This is a genomic window from Streptomyces sp. NPDC051569 (assembly GCF_044454085.1).
GTDB lineage: Bacteria > Actinomycetota > Actinomycetes > Streptomycetales > Streptomycetaceae > Streptomyces.
In genome coordinates this window covers 136,497-160,480 of the sequence record NZ_JBITDJ010000015.1, presented here as the reverse complement: position 1 = coordinate 160,480, position 23,984 = coordinate 136,497, and the positions used below count along the sequence as shown (strand labels likewise).

Genomic DNA, 23,984 nt, shown 5'->3' with positions numbered 1-23,984 from the left:
GCCACAGACCTGCGGCTGGAGGCTGATATGAGCGATCCCATCGACACCTGGACCCACCGTCTGCAGGATCTCACCAGCGAGCTCAATCCCGACCGGGCGCACCGCTTCGTCGAGGACGTCTACCGGGCCGCGCAGGCGGATCTGGACGAGAAGCGGGCCGAAGCCGAATTCGAGCGGGAGGAGTAGAGGAGCAGGGGGCCTCGCCACCGCGGACCGGCTGCTGGACGATCTCGGTCCGGAGTCGGTCGCCGCCGCCCAGCAGGTGCTCGGCAGGAGCGAATCGGTGGGCCAGCAGCGGATGCTCGCCCTGCACGGCGGCTCGCGCGACCAGCTGGAGATCTCACCCAATCTGTGGGCCGGGGTCGGTCTGGTACGGGGCGGTGCGGGCACCGCCCTGGTGGGCAGCCACGCCGATGTCGCCGACCGGATCGAGGAGTACCACGATCTGGGGGTCGAGCACTTCGTCCTCTCCGGCTACCCGCATCTGGAGGAGGCGTACTGGTTCGGGGAGGGGGTGACCCCGGACCTGGCGGCGCGCGGCCTGCTGGCGCGGCCGGCCGGTTCCACGCCAGCGGGCGCCCCGGCGGCGGGCGGCGGGCGGGCGGCGGGCGGGCGGCTTCCGCGCCCGGGGGCGCCCCGCCGTTGTTCGCCCGCGGCCGCTGAGCGGGAGGGGTCCGTGATGCCACGAGGGAGCGCGGACCCCCTGCCCCGCCGCCCGTGCTCGGGTACAGTGAGGCCGTCGTCAGCAGTGCGCAACCGAGGAGGTGGGACCCATTACCGCTGGATCAGGTCGGGTGCTCCCCTCTCACGGCCGTGCGGTTCGCCTGGCGTAGGTGACCGCGGGAGCGCCCTTGGGCGTCCCGAAAGGTTGCCATGTCGGCTTCACCGTCACTTCTGCCTCCCCCTTCTTCGCCTCTCGGCTTCTCCGTCATCGTCACCAGGCTCCGGGCCGCCGGCTGTGTCTTCGCCGAGGACGAGGCGCGTCTGCTCATCTCCACGGCACGGACACCGGCCGATCTCGCGGCCATGGTGGACCGCCGGGTCGCCGGTCTGCCGCTCGAACACGTCCTGGGCTGGGCCGAGTTCCGCGGGCTGCGGATCTCCGTGGACCCCGGGGTCTTCGTGCCCCGCCGCCGCACCGAGTTCCTCGTCGGCGAGGCCATCGCGCTCGCCCTGGCCCGGCCGCGCCCGGTGGTGGTCGACCTCTGCTGCGGGTCCGGCGCGCTGGGCGCCGCGCTGGTCCCGGCCCTGGACCGGGTGGAGCTGTACGCGGCCGACATCGACCCGGCCGCGGTGCGGTGCGCCCGGCGCAATATCGGTCCCTCCCACGGCCGGGTGTACGAGGGCGACCTGTACGAACCGCTGCCCGCCGGACTACGGGGCCGCGTCGATGTCCTGCTCGCCAACGTGCCGTACGTACCCACCGACGACATCGGGCTGTTGCCTCCGGAGGCCCGCATACACGAGGCCCGGGTGGCGCTCGACGGGGGCTCGGACGGGCTGGACGTGCTGCGCCGGGTGACGGCGGCGGCGGCGCTGTGGCTGGCGCCGGGCGGTCACCTGCTGTTCGAGACGAGCGAGCGGCAGGCGGAGCGGGCCGTCGACACCGTCGCCCGCGACGGGCTGATCCCGCGGGTGGCCCGCTCCGGCGAACTGGAGGCCACGGTCGTCATCGCCACCAGGCCTGCTCTCGGGGGCGCGTCACACGGGTGAGGACCGGTGCCGCTCTTCCGGATCGAGATTCGAGCGGGGAGCCCGAACGAAGACCCGGGAAGCCCGGGAAGATCCCCCGCCCCGAGGCTGTTGGTAGAACCGTGAACGACTTCGGGGTACGGGACATCGACGTGGCGGTCATCGGCGCCGGGCAGGCGGGCCTGTCCAGCGCCTACCATCTGCGGCGGTCGGGTTTCGAGCCCGACCGCGACTTCGTGGTGCTCGATCACGCCCCGCGCCCGGGCGGCGCCTGGCAGTTCCGCTGGCCGTCGCTGACGTACGGCAAGGTCCACGGCATGCACGCGCTGCCCGGGATGGAACTGGTCAGTACGGATGCCGATGCCGGCCGGCCGTCCTCCGAGGTGATCGGCGCCTACTTCACCGCGTACGAGCAGCGCTTCGACCTGCGGGTCCACCGGCCGGTGGATGTGTCGGCGGTACGGGAGGGCCATGACGGGCGGCTGCTGGTCGAGACATCCGCAGGGGTGTGGTCGGCGCGGGCGCTGATCAACGCCACGGGCACCTGGGACCGTCCTTTCTGGCCGAGCTATCCCGGTCAGGAGGCATTCCGGGGCCGGCAGCTGCACACCGCGAGCTATCCGGGCCCGGAGGAGTTCGCCGGGCTCCGGGTGGTCGTGGTCGGCGGCGGCACATCGGGGGTGCAGCATCTGATGGAGATCGCGAAAGTGGCGGCGAACACGACCTGGGTGACCCGCCGGCCCCCCGTGTACAACGAAGGGCCGTTCGACGAGGAGCGGGGACGGGCCGTCGTCGCGCTCGTCGAGGAACGGGTGCGCCGGGGGCTCCCGCCCCGGAGCGTCGTCTCGGTGACCGGGCTGCAGCTCACCGAAGCGGTCGCCCGGGCACGCGAGGAGGGGATCCTCGACCGGCTGCCGATGTTCGACCGGATCACCCCGGACGGTGTGGTCTGGGACGACGGGCGGACGGTGGCGGCCGATGTCATCCTCTGGGCGACCGGATTCCGCGCGGCCATCGAGCACCTGGCGCCTCTCCGGCTGCGGGAGCCGGGCGGCGGCGTCCGGATCGAGGAGACGCGTGCCGCGCGGGATGAACGGATCCATCTGGTCGGATACGGGCCTTCGGCCTCCACCATCGGCGCCAACCGGGCCGGGCGGGCGGCGGTACGGGAGATCAGGCGCCTCCTGGAGCGCGAAGCGGCCGTGGCCTGAGAGGCGTTGCTCCGGGACGCCGTGGGCCGAGAGCCCGGGCGGTGCCGGACCAGGCGCGTCCCCGACTTCACAGGGGCCTCAGGCTTCACAGGGGCCTCAGGCTTCACAGGGGCTCAGCTTCACAGGGCTAAGGCTTGGCCTCGCGGCTCGCACTCCTGCGGTTCTCGTTGAATTTCCTGACGTTCTCGCGCTGCTCGGCGTAGCTGTGCGTGAAGCGGGTGTCCCCGGGCGCGACGGTGACGAAGTAGAGCCAGTCACCGCGCGTGGGGTTGATCGCCGCGTTCATGGCCTGGTCCCCGGGGTTGCCGATCGGTGACGGCGGCAGCCCCTCGTTCTCGTAGGTGTTGTACGGGCTGTCGGTCTTCCTGTCCTCATGGGTGGTGTCCAGGGCGGAGCGGTGCAGCGCGTAGTTGAGCGTCGAGTCCAGTTGGAGCGGCATGCTCCGCGCCAGCCGGTTGTGCACGACCCGGGCGACCTTGCCCATGTCGGCCGCCGTATCGGCCTCGGCCTGCACGATGCTGGCGACGGTGACCGCCTCGTAGACCGTGAGACCGTTTCGTTCGGCACCCCTGATGACCCGTTCCGTCCCGAACCGCTGGTTCGCGGTGTTGACCATGAAGCTCAGCAGGCTGGCCGGCGTGGTGGTGGGGTCGATCGGATACGTGGCCGGGAAGAGGTATCCCTCGGGGTTTCCGCCGGCGGCCTCGGGCAGTCCCAGCCGTGTCGCCCCGGCCGCCTTACGCGTGGTGCCGTCCGGGACGTCGAGGGCCCGGTCGACGGAGGCGTACACCTGGTCGGCGCGCCGGCCCTCGGGGACGACCAGGCTTGTCGCCGTTTTCCTCCCGCCGCCGCCTCCGCCACCCAGCAGCACCACGGGCACCAGCACCACGGCTGCCACGACGAGGACCGCGGTCACCATCAGGGCCAGCCGGCTGCGGCGGGTCAGACGGGGACCGCGCCCGGGAACGCCCCCCGGAGGCTCGTTCGTCATGCGGGCACGCTAACCCGGAGTGATCACCGATCCCGGCACCTGACGTGCGACGACACGGAAGCACGCGGACAGAACAAACGAACGTGGGATCGGATGTTCGTCGGAACGTGTGATCGTAGGCAGATTCCGTCCGCAACTCCCCGCGTCACGTGATGCTTACGGGGCGCGAGACGGGCTGCAGACCACGACCGCGCGGTCCCACACCTGCGGTACGCACAAGGAGAACCACCACATGCATCACGGGAACGTCATCACCAACCTGCTCGCCGGCGTCGTCCACCTTCTGGGTTGGCTCATCTGACGCAGCCTCGCTGAAAGCGGTGCCGTCGCTCCCCGTCCCACGGGAGTGGCGGCACCGCCGTTTCAGCGCGCGACCGGCGCCAGACTCCTGGCCGGAGGCGGGCCGCCGTCACGGTCAGGATCGTCCAGGTCCCGACCGCCGCCGAGATCCGTACCGTCACCGGGATCCGTACCGCCGCCGTCCTGCGGACCGCCGTCAAGGTCGGGACCACCGTCGAGATCCTGGTCTCCGTCGAGATCCTGGTCTCCGTCGGCGTGGGCCGGCCGGCTGTCCCTGCGGACCAGGCCGGCATAACGGCCGTCCTGCCCGAGCAGTTCGTCATGGGTGCCCCGCTCGGCGACCCGGCCCGCGTCCAGGACCACGATCTGCTCCGCGTCCCTGATGGTGGAGAGCCGGTGCGCGATGGTGATCGTGGTGCGCCCCTCGGAGAGCGCGTCGATGGCCTGCTGCACCGCCTGCTCGGTACGGGTGTCCAGCGCGCTGGTCGCCTCGTCGAGGATCAGGACGGGCGGGTCGCGCAGGATCGTGCGGGCGATGGCGAGACGCTGCTTCTCGCCGCCGGAGAAACGGTATCCACGCTCACCGACCAGGGTGTCGTAGCCGTCGGGGAGCGAGACGATGTGGTCGTGGATCTGGGCGGCCCGGGCGGCCTTCTCGATCTCCTCGTCGGTGGCTTCCGGCTTGGCGAAACGCAGATTCTCCGCGACGGAGGCGTGGAAGAGGTAGGTCTCCTGGGACACCACGCCGACAGCCCGGGCGAGGGTCCCGAAGTCCAGGTCACGCACGTCCACGCCATCGAGCAGGACCCGCCCGCCGGTCACGTCGTACAGCCGGGGCACGAGATAGCTGAGCGTGGACTTGCCCGAGCCCGTGGGCCCGACGACGGCGAGGCTGCCGCCGGCCGGGACCGTCAGATCGATCCCGTCGAGCGTCCGCCCGCCCTTCTCGTCGTAGCTGAAGTCGACTCCGTCGAAGCGCACCTCGCCCCGGACCTTGTCGATCCTGACCGGCCGCTCGGGCTCGGTGATGTCGACAGGCAGGTCGAGGTATTCGAAGATGCGCTGGAACAGGGCGAGCGAGGTCTGCATCTGCACTCCGGTGGAGAGCAGGCTCACGGCGGGCCGGAAGAGGCCCTGCTGGAGCGAGACGAAGGCGACGAGCGTACCGATGGAGACGGCGGTACCGCCGGCGTGCAGCGCGATGCCCGCGGCCCAGTAAATGGCAGCCGGCATGGCGGCCATGACGATGCCGATGCTCGACATCCGCCAGCGCCCGGCCATGTTGGAGCGCACTTCCAGGTCGACGAGCCGCTCGGACTCGTCGGAGAAGGACCGGGTGAGCGAGTCGGCACGCCCCATCGTGCGGCCGAGCAGAATGCCGCTCACCGAGAGCGATTCGGTGATCGTGGCGGCCATGGTGGCCATCTGCCGCTGCCGGTCCGTGGTGATCTTCTTGCGCTCGCGGCCGACCCTGCGGCTGATCCAGATGAACAGCGGCAGCAGGGCCATCGAGACGGCGGTCAGCCGCCAGTCCAGCGCGAGCATCGCGACGATCGAGGCGACGACGGCTGTGAGATTGGAGACCAGGGAGGTCGCGGTCGAGGTCACGGTCGCCTGCATACCGCCGATGTCGTTGGCGATACGGGACTGGACCTCTCCGGTCCTGGTTCTGGTGAAGAAGGCCAGCGGCATCCGCTGGAGCTGGGTGTAGACGCCGGTGCGCAGATCGTGCATGACCCGCTGGCCGACCGTGGTCGAGATCAGGGTCTGGAGCACACCGAAGACGCTGTTGACGACGGCGGTGAGGATCATGCCGAGGGCGAGCAGACTGAGCAGTCCGGTACGGCCCTGCGGAATCGCCGTGTCGAGGATCGCGCGGAGCATGAACGGAGACGCCACCGACACCAGTGACGAGGCCGCGACAAGCAGTCCGACGATGGCGAGCCGGCCGCGGTAGGGACGGAACAGGCCGAAGATGCGCCGCAACTCGGCGGGGGGCTCCGGCTGGACCTGCCCGTCGACGGCGGGGCGGGGAGAGGGTGTCCATGGGGATGATTCGGGCTTCATGGGCTCCTTCGAAGGGTGAGGGAACTTCGGCAGAGACGGGCAACGGTGACGACAGCCAAGCCCTCGCAGAGCATAGCTCACTGTTACCTATGCTCACAATGAACCTGGTCCTGATATTATTCCGCCATGAACACCCCTGACGCCGACGGCGTGCTGGCCGAGCAGCTGCTGCGCCTGACCCGCCGCCTCCACCGCATCCAGAAACGTCAGATGGATCCCCTCGGCATCACCCCGGCGCAGGCGCGGCTGCTGCGGACCGTCGTGTCCTACGACCAGCCGCCACGGATGGCCGACCTGGCGACGCGGCTGGATGTGGTGCCGCGCGCGGTGACCAGTCTGGTCGACGGTCTGGAGGGGAACGGATGGGTCAGGCGGGTTCCCGATCCGACCAACCGCAGAGTGGTGCGCATCGAGATCACCGACACCGGCCGGGCCACCCTCGCGTCCCTGCGGGGCGCACGCCGGTCGGCGGCGGAGGATGTCCTCGCTCCCCTGACGGCCGAGCAGCGCGAGGTGCTCGGCGGGCTGCTGTCGGTCCTCGTCGACGGGAGCCCGGAGCGCCACTGCTGACGGAGGGACCTCCCACCTGACGGACGGTCCGACGCCTGACGGGCAGCCCCCCGCGCCTGACGGACGGTCCGCACGCCCGGCGGACGATCCGCACGCGCGGCGGCGGATGGCCCGTACGGGTGACGCACGATGCCGTACGAGACCGGGCCTGCCTGCCCCCGCTGGCTCGATCCGGCTCCCGCCCCGGAAAATCGATTGCCCCTGAGGTCCTGAAAGCCGAATGTTGCACGGGTTCGGCCACTCCACGAGCCATGGGGCATCATGCAGATTCGCGATCTTCCGTATCCCGATCCAGGGATCCCCGACGCACGGTCGGGCCCCCGGTTCCTGCTGTGGCTCGGACGCAACCAACTGGGCGGCCAGCTCAAGGCGCTGGCCTGGGGTCTGCTGCACCATCTGGGCATCGCCGGACTTCCGCTGGGCGCCGGACTCGCCGTCCAGGCCGTGGTCGACCGCTCCGGCGGCCGGCTCGCGCTCGCCGGCGGGCTGATCGCGCTCTTCGGCGCCGCGATCACCGTCGGTGACACGATGCTGCACCGCAGCGCCGTCACCAACTGGATCACCGCCGCCGCCCGCGTCCAGCAACTGCTGGCCCGCAAGACCGCGGATCTGGGCTCCGCGCTGACCCGCCGGGTCGCCGCGGGCGAGGTCGTCGCCGTCTCCACCGGAGACGTCGAGAAGATCGGCTGGTTCGTGGAGGCGCTCTCGCGGTTCCTGGCCGCCGCGATCGCGATCGTGCTGATCTGCTTCGGCCTGGTCCTCTACCTGCCGTCGCTCGGCATACTCGTCGCCCTGGGCGTGCCGGTGCTCGCCCTCGCCGTCCTGCCCCTGCTCCCCCGCGCCACGCAACGGGCCGACATCCAGCGCGAGAAGGCCGGCAAGGCCACCGAGCTGGCCTCGGACACCGTCGCGGGCCTGCGGGTGCTGCGCGGCATCGGCGGCGAGGAACTGTTCCTCGGCCGTTACCGCGCGGCCTCGCAGGAGGTGCGCGAGGCCGCCGTCCGCAGCGCCCGTATGTGGTCGCTGATCTCGGCGATCCAGGTCCTGCTGCCGGGTGTCCTGCTGATCTCGGTCGTCTGGTACGGCGCGCGGCTCGCCCTGGACGGGCGCATCGGCGTCGGCGCGCTGGTGACCGTCTACAGCGCGGTGACCCTGCTGCTTTTCCCTTTGAGGCACTTCGAGGAAATCGCGATGGCCTACTCCTTCTCCCGGCCCTCCGCCAAGCGCGCGGCCCGGGTGCTGTCACTGGAGCGGACCTCGTACGAGGAGGAGCGCGGGAGTCTCGACGACGCCAGGCCGACCGGCGATCTGTACGACCCGGCGACCGGACTGCTCGCGCCCTCGGGGCTGCTGACCGCCGTGGTGTGCGGGGACCCCGACGCGGCGGGACGGCTCGCGGAACGTCTCGGCGGGCACGCGGCCGAGGAGGAGAAGAGCCCGTCGGTACTGCTCGGCGGGGTGGCGCTGGACGATCTGCCACTCGGCGCGGCGCGGGCCTGCGTACTCGTCCAGGACAAGGATCCGGTGCTGCTCTCCGGGACTCTGGCCGAGCTGCTGGATGTACCGGCGTCCGGTGCGGTCGACCCGGGGAAGGCGCTGGCCGCCGCCCAGTGCGGCGACGTGCTCGACGCGCTCGTCCAGGCGTCGGTGGACGGCACCGGGGACCCGATGCGGTCCCGGATCACCGAGCGCGGCCGGTCGCTGTCCGGTGGTCAGCGGCAGCGGCTGGCGCTGGCCCGTTCGCTGGTCACGGACCCGGAGGTGCTGGTCCTCGACGAGCCGACCTCCGCCGTCGACTCACACACGGAGGCGCGGATCGCGCAGAGCGTCAAGGAGCTGCGGGCCGGGCGCACGACGGTGGTGTTCGCCTCCTCGCCGCTGCTGCTGGACCGCGCGGACCGGGTGGTGTTCGTCCACGAGGGCGAGGTCGCCGCGGTGGGCGTCCACCGCGAGCTGGTGCTCCGCGACGCCTGCTACCGCGCGGTCGTCACCCGCGAGAGCGACCAGGAAGAGCTCATGGCGCCGGCGTCCTCGCCGGCCAGGGAAGAAATCGGGGAATCAGCATGATCGGCGTGGCGCGACCGGAGTACGACCCGGCGGCCCAGGGGTCGGCGACAACCCTGCCGGTCGGGACCCCCGCGACTGTGCGAGCCTACGTGAGCGAGCTGCTGCGGCGGCACCGTACGGCGTTCATCCTGCTGGTCACCGTCAACGCGGTCTCCGTGGTGGCCTCGATGGTGGGGCCGTTCCTGCTCGGCGGCATCGTCGAGGATCTGTCCAGCGGGGTGCGCGATCTGCATCTGGAGCGGACCGCCACGGTGTTCGCGGTCGCGCTGATCGTCCAGACCGTGTTCACCCGGCTGGTGCGGCTGCGCGGGGCGATGCTCGGCGAGGAGATGCTCGCGGACCTGCGGGAGGACTTCCTCGTCAGGGCCGTCGGGCTGCCGCCCGGGGTGCTGGAACGGGCGGGGACGGGCGACCTGCTGTCCCGGATCACCACGGACGTCGACCGGCTGGCGAACGCCATGCGCGAGGCCGTGCCGCAGCTCGCGATCGGCATCGTGTGGGCGGCGCTGCTGATAGGCGCGCTGACCGTGACCGCGCCGCCGCTGGCGCTCGCGGTGCTACTGGCGCTGCCGCTGCTGATCCTCGGCTGCCGCTGGTACTTCAAGCGGGCGCCCTCGGCGTATCGCGCGGAGGCCGCCGGCTATGCGGCGGTCGCGGCCATGCTCGCGGAGACGGTCGACGCGGGAAGGACCGTGGAGTCGCACCGGCTCGGCGCGCGCCGGGTGGCGCTCTCGGAGCGGCGGATCGAGGAATGGACCGCGTGGGAAAGGTACACACTCTGGCTGCGGTCGGTGCTGTTCCCGGTGATCAACCTCACGCATGTGACGATCTTCCTGACCGTGCTGGTGGTCGGCGGGGTCTTCGTCCTGCAGGGCTGGATCGACGTCGGACAGCTCACCACGGGGGCGCTGTTCGCCCAGATGCTGGTGGACCCGGTCGGGCTGATCCTGCGCTGGTACGACGAGCTCCAGGTCGCCCAGGTCTCCATCGCCCGGCTGGTGGGTGTGCGGGACATCGAGCCGGCGGCGGGTGACGCGTCGGTCGTGCCGGCGGGCCGGGACGTCAGCGCCGACCGGGTGCGCTTCGGGTACCGGGAGGGGGTCGACGTACTGCACCAGGTGTCGCTGGACGTCGCTCCCGGCACGAGGCTGGCCCTGGTCGGCCCGTCGGGCGCCGGGAAATCGACGCTGGGCCGACTCCTCGCGGGCATCTACGGCCCGCGCGAGGGGCAGGTCACGCTCGGCGCGGCGGAACTGTCGCGGATGCCCGCCGAGCGGGTGCGGGAGCATGTCGCCCTGGTCAACCAGGAGCACCACGTCTTCGTCGGTTCGCTGCGTGACAACCTGCTGCTGGCGCGCACGAGCGCGGCGGACGCCGAGCTGTGGGCGGCTCTCGGGGCGGTCGACGCGGACTGCTGGGCGCGAGCGCTGGACGGGGGCCTGGACACGGAGGTCGGCTCCGGGGGTACGGCCCTGACCCCGGCCCAGGCTCAGCAGGTCGCGCTCGCCCGGCTGGTCCTCGCGGACCCGCACACCCTGGTGCTGGACGAGGCGACCTCCTTGCTGGACCCGCGCGCGGCGCGGCACCTGGAGCGCTCGCTGGCCCGGGTGCTGGACGGCCGTACGGTGGTGGCGATCGCACACCGGCTGCACACCGCGCACGACGCGGACGTGATCGCGGTGGTCGAGGAGGGCCGGATCAGCGAGCTGGGCAGCCACGACGAACTGGTGGCGGCGGACGGCGCGTACGCGGCGCTGTGGCGCTCCTGGCACGGCTGAGCCGACGCGTGGTCTCCGTCCGGGCGCGGGCTCAGTTGGCGCGCAGCCACTCACCGAGAACGGCGAAGTCCCCGTCGTCAAGACCTCGGTGGGGGTCGACGCGGTGGAGGAGGGCCCGTCCTCGGTGGTGTGCGGCCACCCAGGACCGATCGGCGTCGGTGATCTCGTCGTCGACCCAGGCGAACGCGCGGCCGGCCGCCCGGTCGACGAGGGGGCGGGTCTTCCAGTGGAGCCCGCCCCGCTCGTCCGTCGGCTCCGGCCAGTCGATCACGGGCAGCTCCGGCAGGCCGAGCCGCGGTGCGACGTACTCGTTCGCGTCAGACATCCACGTCGTGGCCCACACCAGTTCGCAGGGTAGCGCCGCCAGCCGGGGCCCGTGCCCGGGATTGATCCTGGCCAGCAGCGGATTCGCGGCGGCGCCCAGCGGGTCGGGGCCCGTCCGGTACGTCGGGTACCCGTCCGGGATGTGTTCCGGTGCCGCTCCGAACGGAATGAGCGGTCCGTCGACGTCGAGGAAGAGCAGCGGACGCCGCGCGGAACCGGTCACGGCCGGGCGTCCTGCCGCCGGATCCGGCCTCAGATCCATCCCAGCGCCGCGACGCCGCCCACCGCGCCCAGCACCATGAACGCCGGCATCAGCACCTTCAGCTCGACCCAGGCGCCGGCCCGGAAGCGCATCGCCTTCGGGGGGCCGATCGGGTACCAGCGCTTGCGGCCGATCGGTATGGGCCACAGGATCGGGCAGCCCGACACGGTCAGCGCGTCCCCGATGTCGTGCACCAGCGCGCCCAGGATGATCGGCAGGCCGAGCCAGAGGTATTCCTGGCCCGGGTCGGTGAACAGCCAGCCCGCGCCGTTGCCGGGCTGGTCCAGAACGCCCGCCAGGATCCAGGCGCTGGTCGCGCCGAGCAGCCAGACGAGGACGTCGCTGGAGACCCGCGCGGCTCGCCACAGGAGGCCCTCAACCGCGAGTACCAGGTGTACGAAGAGGATGGCGAGCACCGCCCAGCGGCCGCCGGTGACCGCCAGCAGCGAGGCGCCGCCGCCGATCGCGACCGCCCAGACCCAGGTGTGGGTCAGGGTGCGGTGGCCGCCGGTCCGGCGGGGGTCGCCCGGCTTCCTGGTGGCTTTGTAGACGGAGTACGAGAGCTTGTCGACGATCTCGCACATCCGCTTCGACACCGGGCCGAACGCCCGGGATATCGTCGCGGCCTTGTGGTCGAGATCAGGGGCGAGCGCGGCGCCCGCGCAGATCAGGGCGCCGACGACCAGGACCGGCCACGGCATGCCGTGGCCGGCGGCGGCCGCCGCCGCGCCCACCCCCAGCCAGGCCGCTGCCCCTGACAGAGAGTGTGCCGGTCCCATCATGGTCGTACCCGTCCCGAAGCAGTGGTGGCGAAGGCCCGCGTGGTGCGGCCCAGTTGACACGGCAGCGTATCGTCCGTGATCTTCGGCCGGACGTCCGGTTCCCTCATCGGGGCGGAAGGAAGGCAAGATGGGGGCGTGACCCTTATCGATCAGCTGCCGCCGGATGCCGACCCCGATGCCCTCTTCGAGGCTTTCTCCTCCTGGGCCGAGGGCCAGGGCATCACGCTCTATCCGGCCCAGGAGGAGGCGCTGATCGAGGTGGTCTCCGGGGCGAACGTGATCGTGTCCACCCCCACCGGCTCCGGAAAGAGCCTGATCGCGGCGGGTGCGCACTTCACGGCGCTGGCGCAGGACAAGGTCACCTTCTACACCGCGCCGATCAAGGCGCTGGTCTCGGAGAAGTTCTTCGACCTCTGCAAGCTCTTCGGCACGGAGAACGTCGGCATGCTGACCGGCGACGCCTCCGTCAACGCGGACGCCCCGGTGATCTGCTGCACCGCCGAGGTGCTGGCCTCGATCGCGCTCCGGGACGGCAAGTACGCCGACATCGGCCAGGTCGTGATGGACGAGTTCCACTTCTACGCGGAGCCCGACCGGGGCTGGGCCTGGCAGATCCCGATCCTGGAACTGCCGCAGGCCCAGTTCATCCTGATGTCGGCGACCCTCGGTGACGTCTCCCGCTTCGAGGAGGACCTGACCCGCCGCACGGGCCGGCCGACCTCCGTCGTACGGTCCGCGACGCGCCCGGTCCCGCTCTCGTACGAGTACCGCGTCACCCCGATCACCGAGACGCTGACCGAACTGCTGGAGACCCGGCAGGCGCCGGTCTACATCGTGCACTTCACGCAGGCGGCCGCCGTCGAGCGGGCGCAGTCGCTCATGAGCATCAACATGTGCACGCGTGAGGAGAAGGACAAGATCGCCGAGCTGATCGGCAATTTCCGCTTCACGACCAAGTTCGGCCGCAATCTCTCCCGCTATGTACGCCACGGCATCGGTGTGCACCACGCGGGCATGCTGCCCAAGTACCGCCGCCTGGTGGAGAAGCTCGCCCAGGCCGGTCTGCTGAAGGTCATCTGCGGTACGGACACGCTGGGCGTCGGCGTCAACGTCCCGATCCGTACGGTGCTGTTCACGGCGCTCACCAAGTACGACGGCAGTCGCGTCCGCACCCTGCGCGCGCGGGAGTTCCACCAGATCGCGGGCCGGGCGGGACGCGCCGGGTTCGACACGGCGGGCTTCGTCGTCGCGCAGGCGCCGGAGCACGTCGTCGAGAACGAGAAGGCGCTCGCCAAGGCGGGCGACGATGTCAAGAAGCGCCGCAAGGTGGTCCGCAAGAAGGCCCCGGAGGGCTTCGTCGCCTGGTCGGACACCACCTTCGAGAAGCTCATCGGCTCCGACCCCGAACCGCTGACCTCCCGCTTCCGGGTCACCCACACCATGCTGCTGTCGATCATCGCGCGTCCTGGCAACGCGTTCGAGGCGATGCGTCATCTGCTGGAGGACAACCACGAGCCGCGCAGGCAGCAGCTGCGGCACATCCGGCGGGCCATCGCCATCTACCGTTCGCTGCTGGACGGCGGCGTGGTGGAGCGGCTGGCGACCCCGGACGCGGAGGGCCGCATCATCCGGCTCACCGTCGACCTCCAGCAGAACTTCGCACTCAACCAGCCGCTGTCCACGTTCGCGCTGGCCTCGTTCGAGCTCCTCGACCAGGAGTCGCCGTCGTACGCGCTGGACATGGTCTCGGTCGTCGAGTCGACGCTGGACGACCCGCGCCAGATCCTCGCCGCCCAGCAGAACAAGGCGCGCGGCGAGGCGGTCGCCCTGATGAAGGCGGACGGCGTCGAGTACGAGGAGCGGATGGAGCGGCTCCAGGACGTCTCGTATCCGAAGCCGCTGGAAGAGCTGCTCACGCACGCGTACAACGTGTACCGCACGAGTCATCCGTGGGTCGGCGACCACCCGGTCTCGCCCAAGTCGGTGATCCGGGACATGTACGAACGGGCCCTGTCCTTCACCGAGTTCACGTCCCACTACGAGCTGGCCCGTACCGAGGGCATTGTGCTGCGCTATCTGGCGGGCGCGTACAAGGCGCTGGAGCACACCATTCCGGACGACCTCAAGTCGGAGGATCTGGAGGATCTCACCGCCTGGCTCGGCGAGATGGTCCGCCAGGTCGACTCCAGTCTGCTCGACGAGTGGGAGCAGCTGGCCAACCCCGAGGTGGAGACGGCCGAGCAGGCGCAGGAGAAGGCCGACCAGGTCAGGCCGGTCACGGCCAACGCGCGCGCCTTCCGGGTCCTGGTCCGCAACGCGATGTTCCGCCGGGTGGAGCTGGCCGCGCTGGACAGGGTCGGCGAACTGGGCGAGCTGGACGGTGAGTCGGGGTGGGACGCGGACACGTGGGGTGAGGCGATGGACGCGTACTGGGACGAGTACGAGGACCTGGGCACCGGCCCCGACGCGCGCGGCCCGAAGCTGCTCGCCATCGAGGAGGACCCGGAGCACGGCCTGTGGCGCGTCCGGCAGACCTTCGCCGATCCGAACGGCGATCACGACTGGGGCATCAGCGCGGAGGTCGATCTGGCGGCCTCCGACGAGGAGGGCCGGGCCATCGTCCGGGTCACGGCCGTGGGCCAGCTCTCCGGAGCACACTGAGACACTTCGCGACGCTTCGGGATGCTTCGGGTCACTCCGGACGATTCACGACGGGAGAACACGCGGTCATGACGAACCCCGCCGAGCTGCTGGTCGGTCTGCTCGACCTGGAGCGGATCGAGGTCGATATCTTCCGGGGGCGCAGCCCCGAGGAGTCGCTGCAGCGGGTCTTCGGCGGGCAGGTCGCCGGGCAGGCGCTGGTCGCGGCCGGCCGCACCACCGACGGAGACCGCCCGGTCAACTCACTGCACGCGTATTTCCTGCGGCCGGGCCGTCCCGGCGTCCCGATCGTCTACCAGGTCGAACGGGTCAGGGACGGCCGGTCGTTCACCACGCGCCGGGTCACCGCCGTCCAGCAGGGCCGTACGATCTTCAATCTCACGGCCTCCTTCCATCGGCCGGAGGCGGGCGGCATCGAGCATCAGCTGCCGCCCCGGCCGGGCCTCCCCGACCCGGAGTCGCTGCCCACGGTCTCCGACGAGGTCCGGGAGCACCTGGGCGGGCTGCCGCAGCCCCTGGAGCGGATGTCCCGGCGCCAGCCGTTCGACATCCGCTATGTGGACCGGCTGCGCTGGACCCGTGAGGAGATCGAGGAAGCGGATCCGCGCAGCGCGGTGTGGATGCGCGCGGTGGGCCCGCTGGGCGACGATCCGCTGGTGCACACCTGCGCGCTGACGTACGCGAGCGACATGACGCTCCTGGACGCGGTGCGGATCCCGGTGGAGCCGCTGTGGGGGCCGCGCGGCTTCGACATGGCGTCGCTGGATCACGCGATGTGGTTCCACCGCCCGTTCCGCGCGGACGAGTGGTTCCTGTACGACCAGGAGTCACCGATCGCGACGGGCGGCCGGGGCCTGGCCCGGGGCCGGATCTACGACCGTGAGGGCCGGCTCCTGGTGTCGGTGGTGCAGGAGGGGCTCTTCCGGCGCCACGCCCCCGCGCCGTAGCGGGGGCGGCCGGGTGACCGGATGACCGGATGACCGGGTGACCGGATGACCGGGTGAACGCGAGGTTCCGGCGTCAGAAACCGGGGATCGGGTCCTGTTCGGCCTCGCGCCGCCGGGTCCTGATGGCCGGCGCGGGCGGATGCAGCTTGGCGTCGCAGGCGGGGCCGAGACCGGTGCGGCGCGAGGCCGCACCGGTGAGCGGCCGGCCGCACATCCGGCAGCGGACCGCCCGGCGGTTGCCGTCGTCCTGTTCCGGTCCCGATCCGGGCAGCCGGCCGTCACTGAGCTGTGATGCGCGCATGTCCCAGCTCTACCAGCCCGCGCGCCGGGGCTCGTGCCCGCGGGTCCACAATGAGCGCGAGACCGCCCGTACCGAGGAGACCTCCATGACGACTCTTTACGACATCCCGCTGCAGACCCTCACGGGTGAGCCCACCTCCCTGGCCGCTTACCAGGGCCAGGCCGTGCTCCTGGTGAACGTCGCGTCGAAGTGCGGCCTCACCCCGCAGTACGCCGGTCTGGAGCGGCTCCAGCAGCAGTACGGCGACCGGGGCTTCACCGTCCTCGGCGTGCCGTGCAACCAGTTCGCGGGGCAGGAACCCGGCAGCTCCGAGGAGATCCGGACCTTCTGCTCGGCGACGTACGGCGTCAGCTTCCCGCTGCTGGCGAAGACCGACGTGAACGGGGAGAGCAGGCACCCGCTGTACGCGGAGCTGACGAAGGCGGCCGACGCGGCCGGCGAGGCCGGGGATGTCGCGTGGAACTTCGAGAAGTTCCTCATCGGCGCGGGCGGCGATGTCGTCTCCCGCTTCCGTCCGACCACCGAGCCCGAGGCCCCCGAGGTCGTCGCGGCCATCGAGGCGCAGCTCCCGGCCTGACCCGCCCGGCTGTCGCGGGGTCCGGGCCCGGCCGGGCCCGGACCTCAGCGGATCGGCATGCCGGACAGGGTGCGGGCGATCACCAGGCGCTGGATCTCGCTCGTGCCTTCGAAAATGGTGTAGATCGCGGCGTCCCGGTGCATGCGCTCGACCGGGTATTCGCGGGTGAAGCCGTTGCCGCCGAGTATCTGTACGGCCTGTCCCGTGACCTTCTTCGCGGTCTCGCCGGCGTACAGCTTGGACATGGAGCCCTCGGCGGATGTGAACGGCTTGCCCGTGGCCGCCATCCAGGAGGCGCGCCACACCAGCAGCCGGGCCGCGTCGATCCGGGTGCGCATGTCGGCCAGTTGGAAGGCGATGCCCTGGTTGTCGATGATCGGGCGGCCGAACTGGGTGCGGGTCTTCGCGTAGTCGAGGGCGACTTCGTACGCGGCGCGGGCCGTTCCCACCGCCATCGCGCCGACCGCCGGGCGGGACGCCTCGAACGTGGCCATGGCGGCGTTCTTGACCCGCTCGCCGCCGGGCGCCGCAGCGCGTTCGCGGGCGCGGGCGAGGCGTTCGTCGAGTTTCTCCCTGCCGCCGAGCAGGCAGTGGCCCGGGACGCGTACGCCGTCCAGGACGACTTCGGCGGTGTGCGAGGCGCGGATGCCGTGCTTCCTGAACTTCTGGCCCTGGGAGAGGCCGGGCGTGCCCGGCGGGACGATGAAGGAGGCGTGGCCCTTCGTGCCCAGGTCGGCGTCGACGACGGCGACCACCACGTGGACGTCGGCGATCCCGCCGTTGGTCGCCCAGGACTTGGTGCCGTTCAGCACCCATTCGTCCTTCGCCCCGTCGTACACCGCGCTGGTGCGCATGGCCGAGACGTCGGAGCCCGCGTCCGGCTCGGACGAGCAGAAGGCCGCGACCTTCACATCGTCCGGCTCGCCGTACATCTGCGGGATCCAGGTGCCGATCTGCTCTTCGGTGCCGTTGGCGAGGACGCCGACGGCCGCCAGACCCGTACCGACGATCGACAGGGCGATGCCCGCGTCGCCCCAGAACAGCTCCTCCATCGCCATCGGGATGCCGAGGCCCGTAGGGTCGAAGAACTGCTGGGCGTAGAAGTCGAGGGAGTAGATGCCCACCTTGGCGGCCTCCTGGATGACCGGCCAGGGTGTCTCCTCACGCTCGTCCCACTCGGCCGCGGCCGGGCGGATGACGTCCGCGGCGAAACCGTGCAGCCAGTCACGGACCTGCTTCTGGTCGTCGTTGAGATCGAGCGTGAACTCCGCCATGTGCCCTGCCACCGTCCCCTACGCGCGTTACTTACGGTAACAGCAGTCTGTTACTCGCAGGTAGGAGATGTCAACCGACCACGGCTTGATCAGCGTTGCCGACGGGCAGGGTGTTACGTTGCGTAGGCGTCAGGCAATCGCACGGGCGGGGAGACACACCTTGGAGACCACACAGCAGGCCGCGCAGCAGGCCGAGCAGCAGGCCGAGCAGCAGCGTTCGGCCCGGCAGCGGCGGCGCCAGCTGCTGGAGGCCGCGGACCGGGTGGTGCTCCGGGACGGCCCGCACGCTTCCATGAACGCCATCGCCGCCGAAGCCGGCATCACGAAACCCATTCTCTACCGGCACTTCGGCGACAAGGGCGGGCTGTACCGCGCGCTCGCCAAGCGCCACACCGACGCACTGCTGGATGCCCTGCGGACCGCGCTCGACGCGCCCGCCGACCGGCGCCGGCGGGTCGAGGCCACCCTCGACACCTACCTCGCCGCGATCGAGGCACGTCCCCAGGTCTACCGGTTCCTGATGCATCCGGCGGAGGACACCCCGCTGCCGGAGCAGGGCTTCGACGTCGGCCGCCACTCGGCGCCGCTGCTGCGCCGCCTGGGTGAGGAGCTGGCCAAGGTCATCGAGGAGCGGGTCGACCTCGGCCCGGACAGCGGGCCGCTCGCCCGGGTCTGGGGCCACGGCATCGTCGGCATGATGCACGCGGCGGGCGACTGGTGGCTCGGTGAACGCCCCTGCTCACGGGAGCAGTTGGTGAGCAGCCTGGCGGACCTGCTGTGGGGGCGGCTGGCCGCGGTCGGCGACCGCGAGGGCGGCCCGGGGTTCTGAGCGGGCCGGACCGCCGGGCGCGGGCGCCTGCGGGACCGTCCGCCGGTCAGGCGTACGCACCCGTGCCCCAGGGGGCCCGGCGCACGGCCCGCAGCGCCTTCGACCGCCGCCATCCGGTGAGCCGGTCCGGGTAGACCATGCCCTCCAGATGGTCGCATTCGTGCTGGAGACAGCGCGCGAAGAAGCCCGATCCCGCTATCCGTACCGGCTTCCCGTCCTGGGTGAAGCCCTCCACCGCCGCGTGGTCGAACCGTTCGGTTCCGGCCTCGACGCCGGGCAGCGACAGACAGCCCTCGGGGCCGCGCAGCGTGATCCCGCCCGCCTCGGACAGCCGGGGGTTGACGATGTGTCCGAGGTGACGGACGTCCTCGTCATCCGGACAGTCGTATACGAAGACGCGCTGTCCCACGCCGATCTGGTTCGCCGCCAGCCCGACACCCCGGGCCGCGTACATCGTCGCGAACAGATCCTCGATCAGGCCGGCGAGCGCGGGACCGAAGTCCGTGACCGGCTCACAGGGCGCGTGCAGCACCGGATCGCCGAGCATGCGCATGGCTCGTACTCGACCGGAGGTGCCGGGGATGGGACGGTTTCGCATGACGCTCAGGGTACGGTCCACAGTGACCTCCGCCTTCTGCCAGGTGCCGTGGTTCGGGCGCCTGGCCGGATCTCGATAGGCTGACCCACGGACCGATGCGAGGAGGACCAAGGACGATGTCAGGCAACACGGAGCCGCTGTCGCCGCGGGCCAAGCTGGCCGTGACGGCGGGCAAGGCGGCGGCGGCGGTGTCACGCGCCGCTGGGCGCGGCAGCGGATCGGTGATCGGCGGCAAGGTGGCGCTCAGACTCGACCCCGATCTGCTGGGGAGGCTGGCGCAGCACCTGGACGTCATCCTCGTATCCGCGACGAACGGCAAGACGACCACGACGCGGCTGATCGCGGAGGCGCTGCGGGCCGCCGGGCCGGTGGTCTCCAACGCGCTCGGCGCCAACATGCCGGCCGGGATCACCTCCGCCCTCGCGGGCGGTTCCGACGCCAAGTTCGGCGTGATCGAGGTGGACGAGAAGTACCTCGCCGGTGTGGCGCGCGACACGACGCCCAAGGCGATCGCGCTGCTCAACCTCTCCCGCGACCAGCTCGACCGCGCGGCGGAGACCCGGATGCTCGCCGAGAAGTGGCGGGAGGGGCTGGCCGGTACCAAGGCCATCGTCATCGCCAACGCCGACGACCCGCTGATCGTATGGGCCGCTTCCTCCTCGCCCAATGTGGTGTGGGTGGCGGCCGGCCAGGAGTGGAAGGACGACGCCTGGTCGTGCCCCTCCTGCGGCGGTGTGATGCAGCGCCCCGGCGACGACTGGTTCTGCGGCGAGTGCGGTTTCCGCAGGCCGCCGCCGAGCTGGGCGCTCCACGGCGACCACGTGCTGGACCCGCACGGCTCCGCCTGGCCGATCCATCTCCAGCTGCCGGGCCGCGCGAACAAGGCGAACGCCGCCACCTCCGCCGCCGTCGCGGCGACCTTCGGCGTGCCGCCGCAGGTGGCGCTGGAGCGCATGTACCAGGTGCAGGCCGTCGCGGGACGGTACGACGTGGTCTCCTTCCTCGGCCGTGACCTGCGGCTGCTGCTCGCGAAGAACCCCGCGGGCTGGCTGGAGACGTTCTCCCTCATCGACCAGCCGCCGACCCCCGTCATCCTGGCCGTCAACGCCCGGGGCGCGGACGGTACCGACACCTCGTGGCTGTGGGATGTCGACTACACGCGGCTGGCGGGACACCCCATCTTCGTCATCGGCGACCGGAAGCTGGACCTCGCCGTACGTCTCGAAGTCGCGAACCTGGAATTCCGGGTCTGCGAGACGGCCGACGAGGCGGTGCAGATGGCACCGCCCGGACGGATCGAGGCGATCGCCAACTACACGGCATTCCAGGACCTGCGCCGCCGCGTCGGCAACTGAGACCCCAGGGAAACCCCTTGAGAGCTTACGGAACCCCCGACGGAAACCCTGCCGGATCCTCTGCAGGATCCCGTGAAGGACGATCGAAGATGAATGACAACAGCCTGCGGCTGGTGTGGATCTATCCGGACCTGCTGAGCACCTACGGGGACCAGGGCAACGCCCTGGTGGTGGAGCGCCGGGCCCGGCAGCGCGGTCTCGGCGTCACGCGTGTCGACGTGCGCAGCGACCAGCCGGTGCCCACCTCCGGTGACATCTATCTGATCGGCGGCGGCGAGGACCGGCCGCAGCGGCTCGCCGCGGAGCGGCTGCGCCGGGACGGCGGGCTCAGCCGGGCCGTCTCGAACGGCGCGATCGTCTTCTCGGTCTGCGCCGGCTACCAGATCCTCGGCCACGAGTTCATCAACGACCTCGGTGAGCGCGAGGCCGGCCTCGGGCTGCTCGACGTGGTGTCCACCCGCGGTGAGGGTGAGCGGTGCGTCGGTGACGTACTGGCCGACATCGATCCGCGGCTGAACCTGCCGCAGCTGACCGGTTTCGAGAACCACCAGGGCATCACCCACCTCGGCCCGTCCGCGCGGCCGTTCGCGCGGGTCCGGCTGGGCCGGGGCAACGGGACGGGCGACGGCACCGAGGGCGCGTACAACGACACCGTCTTCGGCACCTACATGCACGGCCCGGTGATGGCGCGCAACCCGCAGATCGCGGACCTGCTGCTGAAGCTGGCCCTCGATGTGAACGCGCTGCCGCCGACCGACGACCGCTGGTACGACGCGCTGCGCTCCGAGCGCATCTCCTCGGCGGTCCAGCCGGCCTGACGCCCTCCGGGGCGTGTCCCGTAGTCGGAGTCCAGCAGTCGGACGCCGGGTTCGGTCACGTCGTCGCCCGCCGGTAAGGTGGCGACGATCTGGCCGGACGACGGTGTCCGGCCGTCGGCCCACGTTGCAAAGGTAATCCGGGCTATGCGAATTGGTGTGCTCACCTCAGGCGGCGACTGCCCCGGCCTCAACGCCGTGATCAGGTCTGTCGTGCACCGCGCCGTCGTCGACCACGGCGACGAGGTGATCGGCTTCCACGACGGCTGGAAAGGCCTCCTGGAGTGCGACTACCGCAAGCTCGACCTGGACGCGGTCGGCGGCATCCTCGCCCTCGGCGGCACCATCCTCGGCTCGTCCCGGGTCCAGCCCGCGCATCTGCGCGGCGGGGTGGAGCGGGCCAGGGGGCATGTGGCCGATCTGGGGCTCGACGCGATCATCCCGATCGGCGGTGAGGGCACCCTCAAGGCGGCGCATCTCCTCTCCGAGGCCGGACTGCCGATCGTCGGTGTGCCGAAGACCATCGACAACGACATCGCGTCGACCGATGTGACCTTCGGATTCGATACGGCCGTGGGCGTGGCCACGGAGGCGCTGGACCGGCTGAAGACGACCGCCGAGTCACACCAGCGGGTGCTGATCGTCGAGGTCATGGGCCGCCACACGGGCTGGATCGCGCTGCACTCCGGGATGGCGGCGGGCGCACACGCGATCGTCGTACCCGAGCGGCCCTTCGACATCGGTGAGCTGACCGCGCTCGTCGGCAAGCGATTCTCGGCCGGCAAGCGGTTCGCGATCGTGGTGGTCGCGGAGGGGGCGAAGCCGCGCGAGGGCTCGATGGAGTTCGACGTCGGCACCAAGGACGTCTACGGCCACGAGCGCTTCACGGGCGTGGCCCAGCAGCTGTCGATCGAGCTGGAGGAGCGCCTCGGCAAGGAGGCCAGGCCGGTGATACTCGGCCATGTCCAGCGCGGTGGCACCCCGACGGCGTACGACAGGGTGCTGGCCACCCGCTTCGGCTGGCACGCCGTCGAGGCGGTGCACCGCGGCGAATTCGGCATGCTGACGGCGCTGCGCGGCACGGACATCGTCATGGTGCCGCTGAGCGAGGCCGTGGAGACGCTCAAGACGGTGCCCGCCGAGCGGTACGCCGAGGCGGAGTGCGTGCTCTGACCCCCTCCTGATCTTTGATACGGAACGAACCGCCCCCGGTCGCAGTCGCGACCGGGGGCGGTTCTAGTCTGGTGCGGACAACCGGTACGAATCAGGCCGCCGGTGCGTATCAGGAACGTCCCCGGGAGCACACGGATGGATCACAGCGGGCACGGCACGACGATGGATCTGCCGCCGTTCACGCTGGGACGGGCACTGGAATACTCCCCGGACCTCTTCTTCCTGCTCGGCTCCCTGCTCGCGCTCGCGCTGTACGGATGGGGCGTGCTGCGGCTGCGCCGGCGCGGCGACGCCTGGCCGGCCGGCCGGATCATCGCGTTCGCCGTGGGCGTGCTGTCCGTGGCGCTGATGATGTGCACCGGGCTGAACGACTACGGCATGGTCATGTTCAGCGTGCACATGGTCCAGCACATGGTGATCAGCATGGTCTCCCCGATCCTGCTGCTGCTCGGCGCGCCGGTGACGCTGGCGCTGCGCGCGCTGCCCGTCGCGGGCCGCGGCCGCAAGGGCCCGCGCGAACTGCTGCTCGCGCTGCTGCACAGCCGGTACGTACGGATCATCACGCACCCGGCCTTCACCCTCCCGCTCTTCATCGCGAGCCTGTACGGGCTGTACTTCACCCCGCTCTTCGACTTCCTCATGGGTTCCAAGGCCGGGCACGTCACGATGATGGTGCACTTCCTCGGGGTCGGTCTGATCTTCTTCTGGCCGATCATGGGCATCGACCCGGGCCCGCACCGTCCCGGTTATGTGCTGCGGATGCTGGAGCTCTTCGCCGGGATGCCGTTCCACGCCTTCTTCGGGATCGCGCTGATGATGGCGAGCGAGCCGATGGTCGACGCGTACCGCACTCCCCCGGCCTCGCTGGGGATCGACGCCCTGACCGATCAGAACGCGGCGGGCGGCATCGCGTGGGCGTTCAGCGAGATCCCGTCCGTGCTGGTGCTGATCGCCCTGGTCTACCAGTGGTACCGCTCGGACCAGCGCCAGGCGAGGCGTTCCGACCGCGCGGCGGACCGGGACGGTGACAAGGAGCTGGCGGAGTACAACGCCTATCTGGCTTCACTCCAGGCCCGGGGGCAGTAGCGCGAAACCCTGGTCCCGGGCGACGATGGGCCTCACGGCCGATGCCTTCCGGCCGCGGCCAGGAGGAGGACGTCCATGTCCGGATCCACGAAGACGATGAGCGCGCTGAGCGTCGGGGCGCTGGTCGTCGCGACGGGCTACACCGCGGCGTTCGGCGGGAACGGCTGGCTGTGGTTCGGTTGGGTGGTGCTGGGGCTGGCCACCATCGGGATGATCGTTTCTCAGCGCGACTGATCAGCCGCGCGGGCCGAGGGGGAACGGCGCCCGCCCCGGACAGGTCCTGGACCTGTCCGGGGCGGGCCCGGCCGAGGGATGCGTCATCCC

21 protein-coding genes and 2 pseudogenes are annotated in these 23,984 nt (G+C 71.0%); 16 read left to right on the top strand and 7 right to left on the bottom strand.

What is annotated here, in order from left to right:
* Nucleotides 1–27: 27 nt before the first annotated feature.
* From ACIBAE_RS21425 to ACIBAE_RS21410, 4 genes and pseudogenes are all read left to right on the top strand, one after another.
* Nucleotides 28–186 carry a hypothetical protein gene (locus tag ACIBAE_RS21425; protein ID WP_399287812.1) on the top strand — a complete coding sequence of 53 codons (159 nt, stop codon included), beginning with the start codon at nucleotides 28–30 and terminating at the stop codon, nucleotides 184–186.
* 10 nt (nucleotides 187–196) lie between these two features.
* A pseudogene (locus tag ACIBAE_RS21420) lies at nucleotides 197–663 on the top strand (LLM class flavin-dependent oxidoreductase); the annotation flags it as partial.
* A gap of 210 nt (nucleotides 664–873) precedes the next feature.
* Complete coding sequence (locus ACIBAE_RS21415) at nucleotides 874–1,713, top strand: putative protein N(5)-glutamine methyltransferase (RefSeq protein ID WP_399287809.1); 840 nt, start codon at nucleotides 874–876, stop codon at nucleotides 1,711–1,713.
* Nucleotides 1,714–1,814: 101 nt separating this feature from the next.
* Entirely contained in the window at nucleotides 1,815–2,903 is a 1,089-nt protein-coding gene (locus tag ACIBAE_RS21410) for an NAD(P)-binding domain-containing protein (RefSeq protein WP_399287806.1), read from the top strand.
* A gap of 127 nt (nucleotides 2,904–3,030) precedes the next feature.
* Here ACIBAE_RS21410 and mltG read toward each other — a convergent pair whose 3' ends face one another.
* A complete protein-coding gene (mltG, locus tag ACIBAE_RS21405) occupies nucleotides 3,031–3,894 on the bottom strand; it encodes an endolytic transglycosylase MltG (protein ID WP_399287804.1) in 864 nt (287 codons plus the stop codon).
* 552 nt (nucleotides 3,895–4,446) lie between these two features.
* Nucleotides 4,447–6,261: pseudogene (locus ACIBAE_RS21400) on the bottom strand (ABC transporter ATP-binding protein); the annotation flags it as partial.
* Between the two features lie 126 nt (nucleotides 6,262–6,387).
* On the opposite strand from ACIBAE_RS21400, the gene ACIBAE_RS21395 reads away from it, so the two are divergent.
* The 3 genes from ACIBAE_RS21395 to ACIBAE_RS21385 all read left to right on the top strand — a co-directional run bounded on the left by ACIBAE_RS21395 (nucleotide 6,388) and on the right by ACIBAE_RS21385 (nucleotide 10,676).
* Nucleotides 6,388–6,831: a MarR family winged helix-turn-helix transcriptional regulator gene (locus ACIBAE_RS21395; RefSeq protein WP_399287801.1), complete on the top strand. Its 444-nt coding sequence runs from the start codon at nucleotides 6,388–6,390 to the stop codon at nucleotides 6,829–6,831.
* A gap of 261 nt (nucleotides 6,832–7,092) precedes the next feature.
* A complete protein-coding gene (locus tag ACIBAE_RS21390) occupies nucleotides 7,093–8,898 on the top strand; it encodes an ABC transporter transmembrane domain-containing protein (protein ID WP_399287798.1) in 1,806 nt (601 codons plus the stop codon).
* Nucleotides 8,895–10,676 (top strand): ABC transporter ATP-binding protein, encoded by a 1,782-nt coding sequence (locus tag ACIBAE_RS21385; RefSeq protein ID WP_399287795.1) that lies wholly within the window; start codon nucleotides 8,895–8,897, stop codon nucleotides 10,674–10,676. The genes ACIBAE_RS21390 and ACIBAE_RS21385 overlap by 4 nt, the downstream gene beginning before the upstream one ends.
* Before the next feature lie 31 nt (nucleotides 10,677–10,707).
* Here the strand turns inward: ACIBAE_RS21385 and ACIBAE_RS21380 are convergent, their stop codons facing one another.
* The gene (locus ACIBAE_RS21380; protein WP_399287792.1) at nucleotides 10,708–11,223 is read right to left on the bottom strand and encodes an HAD domain-containing protein; all 516 of its coding nucleotides are present in this window, start codon (nucleotides 11,221–11,223) and stop codon (nucleotides 10,708–10,710) included.
* 29 nt (nucleotides 11,224–11,252) lie between these two features.
* Nucleotides 11,253–12,044, bottom strand: coding sequence for a metal-dependent hydrolase (locus tag ACIBAE_RS21375; protein WP_399287848.1), 792 nt, complete (start codon nucleotides 12,042–12,044; stop codon nucleotides 11,253–11,255).
* Between the two features lie 75 nt (nucleotides 12,045–12,119).
* On the opposite strand from ACIBAE_RS21375, the gene ACIBAE_RS21370 reads away from it, so the two are divergent.
* Both ACIBAE_RS21370 and ACIBAE_RS21365 read left to right on the top strand, forming a co-directional pair.
* On the top strand, nucleotides 12,120–14,705 hold the full coding sequence (locus ACIBAE_RS21370; RefSeq protein ID WP_399287790.1) for a DEAD/DEAH box helicase: 2,586 nt from the start codon (nucleotides 12,120–12,122) through the stop codon (nucleotides 14,703–14,705).
* Nucleotides 14,706–14,773: 68 nt separating this feature from the next.
* Nucleotides 14,774–15,652, top strand: coding sequence for an acyl-CoA thioesterase (locus tag ACIBAE_RS21365; protein WP_399287787.1), 879 nt, complete (start codon nucleotides 14,774–14,776; stop codon nucleotides 15,650–15,652).
* A gap of 73 nt (nucleotides 15,653–15,725) precedes the next feature.
* Here ACIBAE_RS21365 and ACIBAE_RS21360 read toward each other — a convergent pair whose 3' ends face one another.
* Nucleotides 15,726–15,953 carry a DUF6011 domain-containing protein gene (locus ACIBAE_RS21360; RefSeq protein WP_399287785.1) on the bottom strand — a complete coding sequence of 76 codons (228 nt, stop codon included), beginning with the start codon at nucleotides 15,951–15,953 and terminating at the stop codon, nucleotides 15,726–15,728.
* Nucleotides 15,954–16,038: 85 nt separating this feature from the next.
* Between ACIBAE_RS21360 and ACIBAE_RS21355 the strand changes: the two genes are divergently transcribed.
* On the top strand, nucleotides 16,039–16,530 hold the full coding sequence (locus tag ACIBAE_RS21355; RefSeq protein ID WP_399287782.1) for a glutathione peroxidase: 492 nt from the start codon (nucleotides 16,039–16,041) through the stop codon (nucleotides 16,528–16,530).
* Between the two features lie 44 nt (nucleotides 16,531–16,574).
* Here the strand turns inward: ACIBAE_RS21355 and ACIBAE_RS21350 are convergent, their stop codons facing one another.
* Complete coding sequence (locus ACIBAE_RS21350; RefSeq protein ID WP_399287779.1) at nucleotides 16,575–17,804, bottom strand: acyl-CoA dehydrogenase family protein; 1,230 nt, start codon at nucleotides 17,802–17,804, stop codon at nucleotides 16,575–16,577.
* A 160-nt stretch (nucleotides 17,805–17,964) separates the two neighbouring features.
* On the opposite strand from ACIBAE_RS21350, the gene ACIBAE_RS21345 reads away from it, so the two are divergent.
* Nucleotides 17,965–18,633, top strand: coding sequence for a TetR family transcriptional regulator (locus ACIBAE_RS21345; RefSeq protein ID WP_399287775.1), 669 nt, complete (start codon nucleotides 17,965–17,967; stop codon nucleotides 18,631–18,633).
* Between the two features lie 46 nt (nucleotides 18,634–18,679).
* Here ACIBAE_RS21345 and def read toward each other — a convergent pair whose 3' ends face one another.
* Nucleotides 18,680–19,231: a peptide deformylase gene (gene def / locus ACIBAE_RS21340; protein ID WP_399287772.1), complete on the bottom strand. Its 552-nt coding sequence runs from the start codon at nucleotides 19,229–19,231 to the stop codon at nucleotides 18,680–18,682.
* Between the two features lie 116 nt (nucleotides 19,232–19,347).
* Between def and ACIBAE_RS21335 the strand changes: the two genes are divergently transcribed.
* The 5 genes from ACIBAE_RS21335 to ACIBAE_RS21315 all read left to right on the top strand — a co-directional run bounded on the left by ACIBAE_RS21335 (nucleotide 19,348) and on the right by ACIBAE_RS21315 (nucleotide 23,894).
* On the top strand, nucleotides 19,348–20,586 hold the full coding sequence (locus ACIBAE_RS21335) for a MurT ligase domain-containing protein (protein ID WP_399287769.1): 1,239 nt from the start codon (nucleotides 19,348–19,350) through the stop codon (nucleotides 20,584–20,586).
* Nucleotides 20,587–20,675: 89 nt separating this feature from the next.
* The gene (locus ACIBAE_RS21330; protein WP_399287767.1) at nucleotides 20,676–21,404 is read left to right on the top strand and encodes a type 1 glutamine amidotransferase; all 729 of its coding nucleotides are present in this window, start codon (nucleotides 20,676–20,678) and stop codon (nucleotides 21,402–21,404) included.
* Nucleotides 21,405–21,548: 144 nt separating this feature from the next.
* Entirely contained in the window at nucleotides 21,549–22,574 is a 1,026-nt protein-coding gene (locus tag ACIBAE_RS21325; RefSeq protein ID WP_399287764.1) for a 6-phosphofructokinase, read from the top strand.
* Nucleotides 22,575–22,709: 135 nt separating this feature from the next.
* A complete protein-coding gene (locus ACIBAE_RS21320) occupies nucleotides 22,710–23,660 on the top strand; it encodes a cytochrome c oxidase assembly protein (RefSeq protein ID WP_399287761.1) in 951 nt (316 codons plus the stop codon).
* 75 nt (nucleotides 23,661–23,735) lie between these two features.
* Nucleotides 23,736–23,894, top strand: a complete 159-nt coding sequence (locus ACIBAE_RS21315; RefSeq protein ID WP_399287758.1) for a hypothetical protein — start codon at nucleotides 23,736–23,738, stop codon at nucleotides 23,892–23,894.
* The last annotated feature ends 90 nt before the right edge of the window (nucleotides 23,895–23,984 follow it).

Coding starts and splice junctions, on each gene's coding strand:
- ACIBAE_RS21350 (WP_399287779.1), bottom strand. CDS start 17,804: ATGGCGGAGTTCACGCTCGATCTCAACGACGACCAGAAGCAGGTCCGT.
- ACIBAE_RS21385 (WP_399287795.1), top strand. CDS start 8,895: ATGATCGGCGTGGCGCGACCGGAGTACGACCCGGCGGCCCAGGGGTCG.
- ACIBAE_RS21415 (WP_399287809.1), top strand. CDS start 874: ATGTCGGCTTCACCGTCACTTCTGCCTCCCCCTTCTTCGCCTCTCGGC.
- ACIBAE_RS21320 (WP_399287761.1), top strand. CDS start 22,710: ATGGATCACAGCGGGCACGGCACGACGATGGATCTGCCGCCGTTCACG.
- ACIBAE_RS21325 (WP_399287764.1), top strand. CDS start 21,549: ATGCGAATTGGTGTGCTCACCTCAGGCGGCGACTGCCCCGGCCTCAAC.
- ACIBAE_RS21315 (WP_399287758.1), top strand. CDS start 23,736: ATGTCCGGATCCACGAAGACGATGAGCGCGCTGAGCGTCGGGGCGCTG.
- mltG (WP_399287804.1), bottom strand. CDS start 3,894: ATGACGAACGAGCCTCCGGGGGGCGTTCCCGGGCGCGGTCCCCGTCTG.
- def (WP_399287772.1), bottom strand. CDS start 19,231: ATGCGAAACCGTCCCATCCCCGGCACCTCCGGTCGAGTACGAGCCATG.
- ACIBAE_RS21390 (WP_399287798.1), top strand. CDS start 7,093: ATGCAGATTCGCGATCTTCCGTATCCCGATCCAGGGATCCCCGACGCA.
- ACIBAE_RS21335 (WP_399287769.1), top strand. CDS start 19,348: ATGTCAGGCAACACGGAGCCGCTGTCGCCGCGGGCCAAGCTGGCCGTG.
- ACIBAE_RS21395 (WP_399287801.1), top strand. CDS start 6,388: ATGAACACCCCTGACGCCGACGGCGTGCTGGCCGAGCAGCTGCTGCGC.
- ACIBAE_RS21365 (WP_399287787.1), top strand. CDS start 14,774: ATGACGAACCCCGCCGAGCTGCTGGTCGGTCTGCTCGACCTGGAGCGG.
- ACIBAE_RS21375 (WP_399287848.1), bottom strand. CDS start 12,044: ATGATGGGACCGGCACACTCTCTGTCAGGGGCAGCGGCCTGGCTGGGG.
- ACIBAE_RS21330 (WP_399287767.1), top strand. CDS start 20,676: ATGAATGACAACAGCCTGCGGCTGGTGTGGATCTATCCGGACCTGCTG.
- ACIBAE_RS21355 (WP_399287782.1), top strand. CDS start 16,039: ATGACGACTCTTTACGACATCCCGCTGCAGACCCTCACGGGTGAGCCC.
- ACIBAE_RS21360 (WP_399287785.1), bottom strand. CDS start 15,953: ATGCGCGCATCACAGCTCAGTGACGGCCGGCTGCCCGGATCGGGACCG.
- ACIBAE_RS21425 (WP_399287812.1), top strand. CDS start 28: ATGAGCGATCCCATCGACACCTGGACCCACCGTCTGCAGGATCTCACC.